15 protein-coding genes are annotated in these 13495 nt (G+C 70.0%); 7 read left to right on the top strand and 8 right to left on the bottom strand.

All coding sequences use genetic code 11. From position 1 onward, the window contains the following. Window positions 1–316 precede the first annotated feature (316 nt). A complete protein-coding gene (locus AC0T5L_RS15880; protein WP_476166259.1) occupies window positions 317–655 on the top strand; it encodes a DUF4333 domain-containing protein in 339 nt (112 codons plus the stop codon). A 106-nt stretch (window positions 656–761) separates the two neighbouring features. On the opposite strand, the gene AC0T5L_RS15875 is transcribed toward AC0T5L_RS15880, so the two are convergent. The 5 genes from AC0T5L_RS15875 to AC0T5L_RS15855 all read right to left on the bottom strand — a co-directional run bounded on the left by AC0T5L_RS15875 (window position 762) and on the right by AC0T5L_RS15855 (window position 4312). Beyond that, the gene (locus tag AC0T5L_RS15875) at window positions 762–911 is read right to left on the bottom strand and encodes a hypothetical protein (RefSeq protein ID WP_476166258.1); all 150 of its coding nucleotides are present in this window, start codon (window positions 909–911) and stop codon (window positions 762–764) included. A gap of 48 nt (window positions 912–959) precedes the next feature. Further along, window positions 960–1925, bottom strand: a complete 966-nt coding sequence (locus AC0T5L_RS15870) for a TIGR03557 family F420-dependent LLM class oxidoreductase (protein WP_476166257.1) — start codon at window positions 1923–1925, stop codon at window positions 960–962. A gap of 78 nt (window positions 1926–2003) precedes the next feature. Beyond that, window positions 2004–3152: an SDR family NAD(P)-dependent oxidoreductase gene (locus tag AC0T5L_RS15865; protein ID WP_476166256.1), complete on the bottom strand. Its 1149-nt coding sequence runs from the start codon at window positions 3150–3152 to the stop codon at window positions 2004–2006. Between the two features lie 270 nt (window positions 3153–3422). Next, entirely contained in the window at window positions 3423–3830 is a 408-nt protein-coding gene (locus AC0T5L_RS15860; RefSeq protein ID WP_476166255.1) for a DUF2267 domain-containing protein, read from the bottom strand. 143 nt (window positions 3831–3973) lie between these two features. Continuing rightward, on the bottom strand, window positions 3974–4312 hold the full coding sequence (locus AC0T5L_RS15855) for a DUF8129 domain-containing protein (RefSeq protein ID WP_476166254.1): 339 nt from the start codon (window positions 4310–4312) through the stop codon (window positions 3974–3976). A 253-nt stretch (window positions 4313–4565) separates the two neighbouring features. On the opposite strand from AC0T5L_RS15855, the gene mgrA reads away from it, so the two are divergent. The 6 genes from mgrA (at window position 4566) to AC0T5L_RS15825 (ending at window position 11356) form a co-directional block, all read left to right on the top strand. Then, complete coding sequence (gene mgrA, locus AC0T5L_RS15850; RefSeq protein WP_476166253.1) at window positions 4566–5561, top strand: L-glyceraldehyde 3-phosphate reductase; 996 nt, start codon at window positions 4566–4568, stop codon at window positions 5559–5561. Window positions 5562–5774: 213 nt separating this feature from the next. After that, complete coding sequence (locus AC0T5L_RS15845) at window positions 5775–7082, top strand: ATP-grasp domain-containing protein (protein WP_476166252.1); 1308 nt, start codon at window positions 5775–5777, stop codon at window positions 7080–7082. A gap of 16 nt (window positions 7083–7098) precedes the next feature. Next, window positions 7099–9123: a CocE/NonD family hydrolase gene (locus AC0T5L_RS15840; RefSeq protein ID WP_476166251.1), complete on the top strand. Its 2025-nt coding sequence runs from the start codon at window positions 7099–7101 to the stop codon at window positions 9121–9123. 102 nt (window positions 9124–9225) lie between these two features. Beyond that, window positions 9226–10575: a cytochrome P450 gene (locus AC0T5L_RS15835; protein ID WP_476166250.1), complete on the top strand. Its 1350-nt coding sequence runs from the start codon at window positions 9226–9228 to the stop codon at window positions 10573–10575. A gap of 47 nt (window positions 10576–10622) precedes the next feature. After that, on the top strand, window positions 10623–11027 hold the full coding sequence (locus AC0T5L_RS15830) for a four-helix bundle copper-binding protein (protein ID WP_476166249.1): 405 nt from the start codon (window positions 10623–10625) through the stop codon (window positions 11025–11027). Between the two features lie 32 nt (window positions 11028–11059). After that, window positions 11060–11356 carry a hypothetical protein gene (locus tag AC0T5L_RS15825; protein ID WP_476166248.1) on the top strand — a complete coding sequence of 99 codons (297 nt, stop codon included), beginning with the start codon at window positions 11060–11062 and terminating at the stop codon, window positions 11354–11356. 368 nt (window positions 11357–11724) lie between these two features. Here the strand turns inward: AC0T5L_RS15825 and AC0T5L_RS15820 are convergent, their stop codons facing one another. From AC0T5L_RS15820 to AC0T5L_RS15810, 3 genes are all read right to left on the bottom strand, one after another. Further along, complete coding sequence (locus AC0T5L_RS15820) at window positions 11725–11895, bottom strand: hypothetical protein (RefSeq protein ID WP_476166247.1); 171 nt, start codon at window positions 11893–11895, stop codon at window positions 11725–11727. A 281-nt stretch (window positions 11896–12176) separates the two neighbouring features. After that, window positions 12177–12578, bottom strand: a complete 402-nt coding sequence (locus AC0T5L_RS15815; protein WP_476166246.1) for a hypothetical protein — start codon at window positions 12576–12578, stop codon at window positions 12177–12179. Window positions 12579–12603: 25 nt separating this feature from the next. Further along, window positions 12604–12750 carry a hypothetical protein gene (locus AC0T5L_RS15810; protein WP_476166245.1) on the bottom strand — a complete coding sequence of 49 codons (147 nt, stop codon included), beginning with the start codon at window positions 12748–12750 and terminating at the stop codon, window positions 12604–12606. Window positions 12751–13495 lie beyond the last annotated feature (745 nt).

The raw sequence follows: 13495 nt of genomic DNA, 5'->3' as shown, positions 1-13495 counted from the left end.
GACCCGTGAGCAGCCTCGGGGCCGTCGGCGACGGCCCCGAGGCCACCGGTCTTGCCCGAGAGCGCTCCGGCCTTCGGGCCGGAGGCGAATCGGCTCTGAGCTCGTCGCCCGGCCCTCAGGCCGGGCAGTGGCTCCAGGCGCGGCGGCCCCGCCCGGGGACCAGCGGAACGCTTCCTGGACGGTTCCCTCGTGGACACCGGGTGAACGAATCAGACATCAGGCCACGACTACGTATCGAAGCACTCGGCCGCGGAACCCGCGCGCCGTTTCCGGGGTCTGTCCACGTGGCATGTCACCGCACACCTAGGAGGCCGCGATGCGGCAGGACAGACGTAATCGAATCATCACCGGAGCGGCTCTGGGCGCACTGCCCCTGCTCCTGTCCACCGGCTGCTCGTTCGACTTCAGCATCGGTGGCCCCGCAGCCGTGGACGCCGACCAGGTCGCCGAACGGTCGAGCGAGATGCTGGCCGAGCAGATCGGCCAGGCCCCCGACGACTTCACCTGCTCCGAGGACCTCCCCGCGGAGGTGGACGCCGAGATCCGCTGCGAGCTCACCAACGGCGGAGAGAGCATCGGCGTGACCGTCACGACGACCTCGGTCGACGGATCCGAAGTCCGGTGGGACGTCCAGGTCGACGAGGAGCCCCTCTAACGCTGGTCGGCGCGGACGACGGCTTACCCGCACGGGATCCAGGAGTACGGGCTCGGGGGCGCATCGTGATCGGTGCGCCCCGGCACGAGTGCCCCTGGCGGTCTCCTCAGACCGGCTCGGGCTCGGGCTCCGGACCGGGCGGCTCGGGTTCGGGCTCCGGCGGAGGCTCCGGCTCCGGTACCGGGCTCGGAGGGAAGGGGTCCGGCGGCATCGGACCCGGTTCGCGCAGGGTCCCGTCACGGGTACGGACGCTCATGTCTCCTCCTCACTGCGCGGTGCGCGGGCACCCGCGCACCGCGACGGTTCAGGCCTCGGCCCTGAGCCGGGGCAGGACCTCGTTCGCGTAGAACTCGAAGAAGCCCTCCTGAGCGTCACCGACCTGGCAGACGTAGACCTCGTCCACACCGGCCTCCAGGTACGGCCTGATCGCCGCCACGTGTACCTCCGGGTCGGGGCCGCAGGCGATCTCGTCGGCCACCATCTCCGGGGTGACCAGGCCATCGGTGAGCTGCTCGAAGTGGCGCGGCAGCGGGAGCAGCTGAGGAGCCTCGCCCGCCAGCGCCTCGTTGGGCCACCTCTCGTGTGCCACGCGCCGGGCCTCCTCCTCGGTCTCGGCCCAGCAGACCTTGAGCCCGCCCTGGACGGGTTTGCCAGCACCGCCCTCGGCGCGGAAACCCTCGATGGTCTCCTGGCTGGGCGCCACCTGGATCAGACCGTCGGTCTCACTGGCGGCCAGCCTGGTCGCCTTGGGGCCGAACGCGGACATGTAGATCCTCGGCGTCCTCTCCGGAAGCGTGTACAGGCGCGCGGTGTCGACCTCGTAGTGCTCGCCCCGATGGGTGACGAGCTTTCCGGTCCACAGCTTGCGCATCACCTCGATGGCCTCTTCCAGCATCGACAGGCGCCGGGAGGCGGGCGGCCACGGCTGGCCGAGGATATGCTCGTTGAGCGCCTCGCCGGTGCCCACGCCCAGGGTGAATCCGCCCCTGGCCATCGCCGCCGACGTCGCGGCCGCCTGCGCGACCACCGCCGGGTGCACGCGCGTGGTCGGGCAGGTCACCGCCGTGGTGACCGGCAGGGACGTCATCTGCCCGATCGCGCCGACCACCGGCCAGACGAACGGGCTCTGGCCCTGGGAGTCCAGCCAAGGGTGGTAGTGGTCGGAGATCCACAGGGCGTCGAACCCCGCCGCCTCCGCTCCTTGCGCCTGGCGGATCAGTTCCCTGGGTCCGTGCTCCTCACAGGCGAGAAAGTATCCGAAACGCGTCACGTCGTGCCCCCGATCGCCGCTGTCTCCGTGTTCCCCGCGCCGCCGCGCGGTGCTCACCGGCCCGGTGCGTCCGGCCCTTCACCCGCGGGGCTCCTGCTTGGGCGGCCCCTCCCCGCGCGGGCCCTGGTTGAGGTGTCGGCCGGCGCGCTCGTTGAGCGCCGTGGGTAGTTTCAGCGCGCGGTTGACCGCGTCGCCGTCCGCCTCCCCGCCGGGCCGCTCCTCCACTTGCCCGGGCGGATCGGGCAGCACCCTGTCCATAACGCGTGTCACGCCCTGCACGAAGGAGGGACACACTCCCCGGGTGATGATGACCGCCCTGGCCAGGGGTGTGAGTACCAGATAGCTGCGTCCCCGCGCGGCCGACTCCACGATTCTGCCGGCGGCGCGCTCGGCGCTCACCGAGACCAGGGGCAGCCCGGCGCCCAGGGAGAACCAGGTGTACTCGCGTTCGGGCCTGCCCGAGAACACGGCGGCCTTGTGGGAGCCGGTACGCATCAGCCCCGGTACCACGGTGGTGACCCGCACGCCCCTGCGCGCGACCTCGGCGCCCAGCCCCTCCGACAACGCGACCTCGGCGAACTTGGCACAGGAGTAGGGCAGCAGGTGCGGCACACTCAGGTGGCCGCCGACGGAGGTGATGTTGACCAGGGAGCCACCGGTCTCGCCCAGCGGGCCGAGTGCGGCCCGGGAGATGCGCAGCGGCGCCCAGAACATCGTCTCCATGGCGTCCTGGAAATGGCTCTCGGAGAGCGTCTCCTGCGGTCCGACCTGGATGACGCCCGCGTTGTTGACGACGAAGTCCAAGCGGCCGAAAGCTCCGGCGGCCTCCTCCACCAGGCTCTCTGCCCGGTCCGGGTCGCGGATGTCGCACTGGACGCCGCGTACCCGCACGCCCCGGTCCTCCAGGTCGGCCACCGCCCGGTCGAGTTCGTCCCGGTCGCGCGCACAGACCACGACGGAGGCGCCGCGCGAGCCGAACTCACGGGCCATCTGGAGCCCGAGCCCGCGGGAGCCGCCGGTGATCAGCGCGACCTTGCCGGCCAGCCGGGTGGTGCGCCGGTCCCCGCACAGCGCCGCGGCGCCCAAGCCCAGGGCGGCACCGGCCACGGCCCAGGAGGCCGTTCCGCCGCGGCGGCGCGCGGGCACGGGGTCGGGTTCGTTCCTGCTCCGGAGTTTGGACACCGCCCAGCCCGCGGCGGTCAGGACCAAGGGTGCCTTGCCGCGCATCACCGGCCGCTCCGTCCGTCGTGGCCGAAGGCCCGGCGCGCGGTAGGTGCCACCGCCATGTCGCTCCCTGTTCGTCGGAAAGAACGGTCCAGGGGGATGTGGATGTACGGCTACCCGAGGCGGACACACCGAAAACCGCGGATGTCCGCGCATGGACAAATCCCGGTCCCGGCATTGCGGTCGGCGCCCCGCGTGCGGCCGTGCGCACCTGAGAGCCCCCCGGTACCGCCGCGGACCCGGGCGCGGGTCCGCGGCGGTACCGGGGGGCTCTCAGCCCTGGCTGCCCTCCAGGGTGAACTGCCGCAGGTCCTTCGGCAGGGCCTGGCGGACCCTGTCCATGACCCCTCCCGTGGTGGCCTCGTCGAGTACCTCGAACACGGCGTGGGCACTGTGGGCGGCCCCCGGCGGGTCGCTGTGCGCCCGCTGCGCCACCCTGTCGAGAAACTCGTCCTGGCCGAAGCGCCCGGCACCGTGCCCCTGCTCGCGCTCCTGACGGGTCACCCTGCGCACGTTCTCACCGATCTCACGCGGCAGCTGCGCGGCGAGGTCCTCCCCGAGACCGGGGTCGACTCGTTCGGCGAGGGTCTCCAGCGTCGCCCTCGTGGCCTCCTCGGCAGCGCCTCGGCTGTCCAGGCGGGCACGTGCCTGGATCTGTCCGATGAAAGCGTCGTGTTGCATGGTCCTTCCCCCCCTTCTGGCGCCGCCGCGGCCCCGTGTTGGTGCGAGCGGAGCACCCGTCCGGGAACGGCCCCTCTCCGCGTCGCGCGTACGGGGTGCCGCGGCGGCTACGGCCTCCCGCCCCCGCGGGGGCGGCCACCTCGCTATCGGTCGCCCTTGGGCTTGGCGGGCTGGTTGGGAACACCGTGCGGCGGCGGGCTCGACGCGGGAGCCGTGGTGTCCGTGCCCACCGGCGAGCCGCCGGTCGGCGGGCCGGGGCGCTCGGGCTGGAAGTCCTGTGAGCCCTCGGAGGGCTCGGCGCCCTCCTCGAGGTCGTGGAGCCGGTTGCGCAGGATCTCCAGGACCCCGACACGGTTGGCGTGGCTCTCCTCGTAGTCGATCAGCTGACGCATCTGCTCGGTGTCCAGTGAGCGGACGCGGTGCTGGAGCGTGCCTACCGGAAGACCCTCGTAGCCCTCGATCGGGGGTGTGGTCTCGTGCATCGACGTTCCTCCCCTTCCACTCCGTACGAAGATGGGGTGTAGGGGCACAGCTACCCGTGAGCCGGAACGTGAAACAGCAGGTGGGACCGGCCTCCGGAGGCCCGTGCACGCCTCGTTCACCACGGGGCGCGCGCCGCGGGATACTGCGACCGCACGGTTTCGACCGGCGCACGGACCGGAACCGGACGGTGGGGAACCGTCCCGGCCGCGCGCCGGGAAGCGTACGGCCACACGAGGAAGAGAAGAAGGACACATGACCTACGTCGCCGCCCCGACGCGGTACGAGACGATGCCCTACCGGCGGTGCGGACGCAGCGGCCTGCGCCTGCCCGCCCTGTCCCTGGGGCTGTGGCACAACTTCGGCCACGACCGCGGTATCGAGAGCCAGGGTGACATCCTGCTGCGCGCCTTCGACCTGGGCGTGACCCACTTCGACCTGGCCAACAACTACGGTCCCCCGCCCGGTTCGGCCGAGGAGAACTTCGGCCGGGTCATGGCCCGCGACCTGCGCCCCCACCGCGACGAGATCGTGGTCTCGACCAAGGCCGGGTTCCTGATGTGGCCCGGCCCCTACGGCGAGTGGGGATCGCGCAAGTACCTGCTGTCCAGCCTGGACCAGAGCCTTGAGCGCATGGGCTTGGAGTACGTGGACGTCTTCTACCACCACCGGCCCGACCCCGACACCCCCTTGGAGGAGTCCATGGGCGCGCTGGACACGGCGGTGCGCCAGGGCAAGGCCCTGTACGCGGGCGTGTCCAACTACTCCCCCGAACAGACCCGCGAGGCCGCGGCCATCCTGCGCGGCCTGGGCACGCCGATGCTCGTCCACCAGCCCTCCTACTCGATGTTCAACCGGTGGGTGGAGGATGGGCTGCTCGACGTGCTCGACGAGGTCGGCGCGGGCTCCATCGCCTACTCGCCGCTCTCGCAGGGGCTGCTGACCAACCGGTACCTCGACGGCGTGCCCGAGGGATCGCGGGCGGCCGGGAGCAGTCCGTTCCTGACCGCCGAGCGCATCACCGAGGACGTGCTGCTGCGGGTGCGTGCGCTCAACGCCATCGCCGAGCGGCGCGGGCAGTCGCTGGCCCAGATGGCGCTGGCCTGGGTGCTGCGCGGCGAGCGGGTGACCTCGGCGGTGGTCGGCGCTAGCAGCGTCTCCCAGCTGGAGGACAGCGTGGCCGCGGTCGGCAACCTGGACTTCGACGCGGACGAACTGGCCGAGATCGAGGAGTACGCCCGAGCGGACTGACCGGCGCCGGAGCGGCCCCACCTTGGCCGGCATCGGCGCGGGTGGCCCCGGAAGGGTTCTCCGGAGGCCACCCGCGCACTCACCAGCGCACTGACCAGCACCTTCTCCGTGTGGGACGTCTCACCCCCGGTTTGGAAGGACGATCAGGGGTAGTCGCACCTGTACACATCGGGATGTCACATTCATATTACGGGAAAGGTGGTGTGTGCAGCCGTGAAAAACGTGTTCGTGGTCGGCATGGACGAACGCAACCTGGAGATTCTGCGCAGGACTCCGACCGGACGCCACTGCGACTTCCACCAGCTGCTGGACCTGGAGGAGCTCCAGGGCCACGAGGTGGACATCAACGAACTGGTGGCCAAGGCAGAACGGATCATGGACGACTTCGACGGGTCCGTCGACGCGATCGTCGGGTACTGGGACTTCCCGGTGACCCTGCTCGTGCCGATCCTGTCCGCCAGCCGCGGCCTACCCTCGGCGTCGCTGGAATCCTTCGTCAAGTGCGAGCACAAGTACTGGAGCAGGCTGCTACAGAGCGAGGTCGTCGACGAGTACCCGCCCTTCGCCCTGGTCGACCTCGACGAGGAGAACGTCCGCCCCCCGGAGAGCCCGGGCTATCCGATGTGGCTCAAACCGGTGAAGTCCGCCTCCTCCCTGCTTGCCTTCCGCGTCGAGGACGACGAGGGCTTCCACGACGCCGTGGCCCAGATGCGCGAGGGCATCGACTTCATCGGCCGCCCCTTCGAACAGATCCTGGCACGGGTGGACCTGCCCCCGGAGATCTCCTCCGTGGGCGGGCGCACCTGCCTGGCCGAGGCCGCCATGCACGGCGTACAGGCCGCGGTCGAGGGCTACGTGTACAAGGGCGATGTCGTGGTCTACGGTTCCCTGGACTCGGTCGACTACCCCGCGAGCTCGGTCTTCCTGCGGCACCAGTACCCCTCCGACCTGCCCGAGGAAGTGCGCGGAAAGATGAGCGAGATCGCCGTCAAGGTCATCGAGAAGTCCGGGATGGACAACGCCACCTTCAGCGTCGAGTTCTTCTACGACCCGGTCGAGGAGGGCCTCAACATCCTGGAGGTCAACACCCGCCACTCCCAGTCCCACGCGAGGCTCTTCGAGCTGGTGGACGGGGTCCCCAACCACGAGCGCATGCTCCGGCTGGCCCTCGGACGGGACCCGCGCCTGCCCGACGACATGCGGGGCGAGTACAACGTGGCAGCGGAGTGGTACTACCGCAGGTTCGACGACGGCGTCGCCGTACGCGTGCCCACCCCGGAGGAGATCGCCGAGATCGAGGAGTCCCTGCCCGGCGTGAGCATCGACGAGATCGTGCCCGAGGAGGGCGAGCGCCTCTCGGAGATGGCCTACCAGGACAGCTACAGCTACGAGCTCGCCAAGATCATCATCGGCGCCGAGGACGAGACCGAGCTGCGCGCCAAGTACGAGCGCTGCGTGGAGGAGTTGCAGTTCGAGTTCTTCGAGAAGGGCAACTCCTCCGACAGAACGGTCCAGCACTGAAGGGAGGCCCCCGTCCATGCACGTGGTCAAGAACCTGCCGCACGCCGTGCACGCCGACGAGCACCTCTGGATCCCCATGTCGGACGGCGTGCGGCTGGCCGCCAAGGTGTGGCGGCCCACATCCTCGGACGCGACCCCGGTACCGGCGGTACTGGAGTACATCCCCTACCGCAGACGCGACCTGACGGCCGTGCGGGACTCCATGCACCACCCCTACATCGCCGGGCACGGCTATGCCTGCGCCCGCGTGGACCTGCGCGGAACCGGTGACTCCGAGGGCGTGCTCACCGACGAGTACCTGGAGCGCGAACAGCAGGACGCCGAGGAGGTCCTGGCCTGGCTGGCCGAACAGCCCTGGTGCGACGGCAACACCAGCATGATGGGACTGTCCTGGGGCGCGTTCGCCGCCCTACAGGTGGCGGCGCGGCAGCCGCCCAGCCTCGGCACGATCATCATCAGCTCCTTCACCGACGACCGCTACGGCGACGACTTCCACTACATGGGCGGCTGTCTGCTCTCGGACAACCTCGCCGAGGCGGGGACGATGTTCTCCGCGTCCACCCTGCCCCCCGACCCGGTCATCGTCGGCGAGGACTGGCGGCGGATGTGGCACGAGCGACTGGAGGCCAGCAAGCCGTGGGTCCTGGAGTGGCTGCACCACCAGCGGCGCGACGACTACTGGCGGCACGCCTCGGTGTCGGAGGACTACTCCCAGGTGCGCTGCCCCGTCCTGGCCTCCAGCGGGTGGGCCGACGGCTATTCCAACGCCGTCCTCCGGCTGCTGTTGAACCTGAAGGCCCCCGCCAGGGGGCTGGTCGGCCCCTGGTCGCACCGCTACCCGCACCTGGGCCAGCCGGGCCCCGCCATCGGCTACCTCCAGGAGATCGTGCGCTGGCTGGACCACTGGCTCAAGGGTGAGGACAACGGCATCGACGACGGTCCGGTCCTGTGGGCGTGGATGCAGAACAGCGTTCCGCCCTCCACCGCCTACCACGAGCGCCCGGGACGGTGGGTGCGCGAGGAGGAGTGGCCCTCACTGAACGTGAGGTACACCTCCTATCCCCTGGCCAAGTACAAGATCGGCCTCCCGGACGAAGAGGTCCAGAGCGAGTCCCTGACCCTGAGGTCCCCGCTGACCGTGGGCCAGTTCGCGGGCAAGTGGGCCTCCTACAACGCCCCGCCCGACCTGCCCTACGACCAGCGCGAGGAGGACGGCGGGTCCCTGGTCTTCGACAGCGATGTCCTGTCCGAGGACGTGGAGATCCTGGGCACCGGCGCGGTGGAGCTGGAGGTCTCGGTCACCGAGCCCGTGGCCATGGTCACGGGCAGGCTGGTCGACGTCGACCCCGAGGGCAGCGCCACGCGCGTGACCTACGGACTGCTCAACCTCACCCACCGCAACGGGCACCAGACCCCCGAGAAGCTGGAGCCGGGCGAGGTCTACCAGGTGAGGCTGACGCTGAACGGTGTCGCGCAGGCCTTCCCCGCCGGCCACCGGATCCGGTTGTCGCTGTCCACCTCCTACTGGCCGCTGGCCTGGCCGCCGCCGCGTCCGGTGATGCTGACCGTGCACCCGCAGAACAGCAGGCTGATCCTGCCGGTGCGCCCCCGGCCCGAAACCGAGGAGCCCAACCCGCAGCCCTTCGGGGAACCGGAGGCGACGGAGGAGATCCCCACCACGCGCAGAGAGAAGCCGGAACACCGCTGGACCGTCCACCGCGACCTGGTGGACACCCACTCCTCGCTGGAGATCGTCAAGGACGGGGGCATCCTGCACTTCGACGACATCGACCTGGACGTCGGGCGGCGCGCCTACGAGCTCTACGAGTCCGTGGCCGGTGACTTCACCTCCGCGCGCGGACAGTCGACGTGGAAGGTCCGTTTCGCCCGGGACGGGTGGCGGACCCGGACCGAGACCCACACGACGTTGGAGTGCACCGAGACCGACTTCCGGATGTACGCGACGCTGGACGCCTTCGAGAACGACGAGCGGGTCTTCTCCCGGCAGTGGCGGGAAACGGTGCCCCGCGACCACCTGTGAGCAGGGCCCGGGCGCGGTGGACGGCGAAACGCGGCCGCGCCCGGGGGCCGGGGAGACGAAGCGAAGGAGCCGGAAGCGAACCGATTAAGGGGGACGGTTCCGATGCCCACGAAAAGCCGACGGGAGGCGCGGGGCCTCCGGAGAGGGGCGCCTCACCCGCGCTCGGCGGAGACGGCGCGCCTGCTGGCCTCGGTCCTGCTGCCCAACCTGGCGCGGGGCGTGGTCCTGCGCCGCCCTTTGATGACGGGGCTGGTCACCAGATTGGACGCCGACCGCAGGGCGGTCGCCACACTGCGCGAGATGCGCGAACGCCACGGCGACGACCCGCTGCCGCTGCGCCTGGCGGGGCGTCAGGCGGCGCTGGTGCTGTCCGCGGAGGACGTGGGCCGACTGCTGCGGGAGACACCGGAGCCCTTCTCCCCCGGCGGCCTGGAGAAGAGCGGCGCCCTGTCGCACTTCCAGCCGCACGGAATACTCATCTCCGACCTGGCGAACCGGCCCCGCAGGCGCGCGGCCAACGAGGCCGCCCTGGTACCCGGGCAGGTGGTCCACCCCGACGGGGACACCCTCGCGGCCCAGGCCGACGAGGAGGCGGACGCCCTCGCGCTGGCCCTGCGAGAGGACGGCGACCTGGACTGGTGGCGCTTCACCGAGTCCTTCAACGCGATGGCGAGGAGGATGGTCTTCGGCTCCTTCGCGGCGGACGACCACCGGACGACCGAACTGCTGTACGGCCTGCGCGCTCGTGCGAACTGGACCTACCTGGCTCCCGCGCGCCGCAGGGACAGGGCCGAGTTCCTCGACCGGATACGCGCCAACACCGAGCGCGCCGAACCGGGCAGCCTCGTCGCGGGACTGACCGCGGGAGCGCCCGCCGGGGACGTGCGACCGGAGGACCAGGCCGCGCACTGGCTGTTCGCGTTCGACGCCGCCGCCATCGCCGCCTTCCGGTCGCTGGCGCTGTTGTCCTCGCTCAGCCCGGGAGCGCACGCGGCGCGCGAGGAAGTCGAGACCCGTGAGGGGCTCGACCTGCCGCTGCTGCGGGCAACCGTGCGCGAGTCGGTACGGCTGTGGCCGACCACGCTCATGGTGATCCGGGAGAGCACACGTGAGACGAGCTGGAGGGAGGAGGTGTTCGAGGCGGGGACCGCCTTCCTGATCGTGAGCTCCTACTTCCACCGGGACTCCTCGCGGCTTCCGTACGCCGACGCGTTCGAGCCCGGGATCTGGCTCGACGGGCGCGCCGAGAACGAGCCCGGGATCCTGCCCTTCAGCTATGGCCCGGCCGGGTGCGCGGGAACCGACGTGGTGCCGCTGGCGGTATCGCTGTTCCTGCGCACGCTGCTCCGGGGTCGGCCCCTGGCCCGCGTGGACACCGGCGGTCCGCTGCCCGCGTCGGGACTGCCCGCGTCACTGAACCACTTCGCGCTGCGGTTCTCGCTTTCGGCCTGAGCCCGGGGCCGGCGCCGAAGCGGGACCGGGCCCGTTGAGGAGGAGACATGAGCATCGTCGAACAGATGCTGGACACCCGCCCCGACCACCGGGGCGCTGAGGCGGAGGGGAGGCTGAGAGCCTGCGTCGAGGCCTGCGGGGAGTGCGCCCAGGCGTGCACCCTGTGCGCGGACGCCTGCCTGGGTGAGGGTGCGGTGGCGGAGCTGGTCACGTGCGTGCGCGCCGACCTGGACTGCGCGGACCTGTGCGAGGCCACCCGGAAGGTGCTCTCCCGCCGGACCGAGGGCGACGACGCCCTGGTCCGGGTACTTCTGAAGGCGTGCGCGGAGGCCTGCCGCATGTGCGGTGAGGAGTGCGAGCGGCACGCCGGTCAGCACGAGCACTGCTGGGTGTGCGCCGAGGCCTGCCGCCGCTGCGAGAGCGCGTGCCGTGAGCTTCTCACGGTCCTGTGAGTGACCGTGCCGTCGGCTGAAGGAGGGCAACGATGGAATGGCCGACACTCGGCTGGCTTTTCGGGATCCTGGTGGCCATCGCCGTTCCGGTCGCGCTGATCTTCCTCGTGCTGTGGATCATTCGCCGAGAGACGATCCGCAAGCAGGAGGCCGTGCGCTCGCCGGACTACTGGAAGGAGCGCCCGGAGGGCAGGCGGTATCCGACCGGGTGGGACAGGAGCCCCGATCTGGGGACACCCCGGCTCGGCGAGGGGATAGCGGAGGACGATCCCTCGTCCGGGGAGGACCGGAAACCGCCGCCGGAAGGCGGCGACCCTCCCGTGCGCTGAACGGAAGGGTCGTGAGCTGCTGGTGTGGGAGGTGACTCAAACGCACAGGAGTGGCTCTTTGGCACTGCGTGCTTGGGCGAGGGCGTGCGGTATGCAGTACTGCTCCTGGACGGCCCGCCGGAGGGGTTTGGGTAGAGCCTTCTGGGGACCCCGACCACGCACCCGTAGGGCCCGGGCTGGCGAACAACCACAGTCTTGGTTGCTCACCGCTGAAAGCTCCACGGGTGCCTGGCTGAGGTCTGCCGGAGGCTCTACCCAACCCCCTGCGGCGGAGCACCTCTGCGAGCTCATCGTCGCGCTTTCGCTGTTCGCGGCACCCCTGCGCGCGAGGGCGCCGGGGCCGACACGGCCCCGGCGCCCGTCACGGCTCATTCTTCCCCGAAGTCCTCCCTGCGGAGGTTCTCCTCACTCATCTTGTCCTGGAGTTCGGCTTCCAGCTCCCCACGGGTGTCCGGCTCCTGGGAGTCGTCGCTGTGGTCGGCGTTCACTACCTGGTCGGTGTCCGTGGTCTTCGGCTTGGACTCCTCCGGAACGCTCATATCCGGCCCTCCTCCCTGTTGAATGCCTGGACAGGCCCCTACCCGGCGCCACCAGCGGTCACACGCGACCGAGGCCCCAGGAGTCACACGGGTGACCGAGGTCGCGGTTGGTTGTGAGGCGGCCGTCCCCGCGTGTGCGAGGGAGCACGGTCACGGCATGTGCAGGGATTCACAGGCACCCCCGGTGAGCACCGCGGACAGCAGGGCCTCGGGGCGCCCCGCCATGGGGCCTCGTGGCGGGGCCGCGCCGCGGCCGGCCCGGACCGGGTGGCGGGTCGGGTTCACCGTGCGGTCCCCCGGGCGCGACGACGGTCGCGCACCAGCAGGACCGTGAGCAGGAGGTCGGTGAGGACGATCGTCGCCATGCCGGAGACCATCACCGGCTTGGGCACGGGCGTGGGGCGGCTGGCCACCGCGATCGCACACAGGTCCACGGCGTCGGCCGCGGTACCCGCCAGCATCCACTCTGCTTCGTGCTCGCTCCTGCGCAGCGAACGAAACAGTCCCGCGCCGAGCCCGAGGTCGCGTACGGCGTAGTGTCCGGCGACCAGCTTCTCCGACCGGGTCTCAGCGCCCGCGCCGAAGAGCTGTCCCATCGTCTGTGCGGGGCGTACGGCGAACAGCACACCGATGACGCCGCGCACGAACGAGACGAAGTAGCAGAGCGGCCTGACGACTCTCATGGGGGAGATCACCTGATTCCACTGGTTACGCACGCGCGAACCAGTTCTCGAACTTGATCACTGTCATCATGTCATCACTCACCTTAATCTTGCGGACGAGAAAGGCACGGACGGGTGCCAGGAAACCAGTGAGGCCCCGGAGGAAGACGTCGATGCCCATGTGCATCGACATGGCGGACCCAGCGGCCTCACCGAGGACGCATTGGCATTTTCCGTTCTCAGTTATCGCGAACACCTTCGACTCCCCTCGGGACCCCGAAAAGGAGTTTAGGGAGTGATCCCACCGTCGCTGGACCTCTTCCATATGGACGCGTCCGAGTTTCCCTCGAACACCAGATGGAGAATCGCGTCAGGTCCTACCTCGTACTCCTTTATCTACTCAGTGGCCTCCTTATACGAACGGCCATCGACCGTGTCCTTGGCACCGTCATACCCGAACAGTTGGTGGCAGCGCCGCCGCGAACCCCTCTCGCTCGGCGCTTCCCCTGGGCTCTGCGCAAGCCACACGCTGACAAAACCATCAACCCGGGCGGAGTTCAATTTTCATGAGATCCCTGGAGTGGATACCGCCGTCGACATTCACACCAACCCACACGACAGAATAATCACTGGTCGCACACATCCAAACGAAAGGTTTATATCTGGATTCAGAAGCACGAGAACCCATGTGCGGACTTACCATCATTCCACATGTGCACATTCTTCTCTCGGCCGCCCCCACCGCGTGTTGACTGCACCAGGATCAGCGAGGAACGTGAGGAATTCTCGTGCCGATTCCACTCCTGGTTCCCTGCGTCCGTCGATGGTCGGTGTCGGTCCAGGCCATCCCCGCGTGCGCGGGGAGCACTCGCCGAGCAGGCTCATGACCGAGTGGTCCACGGGACCACCCCCACGCATGCGGGGAGCACAGTGAACGA

It is taken from the genome of Nocardiopsis sp. TRM 82005 (assembly GCF_056312425.1).
This window is presented reverse-complemented; position numbering and strand designations above follow the sequence as displayed.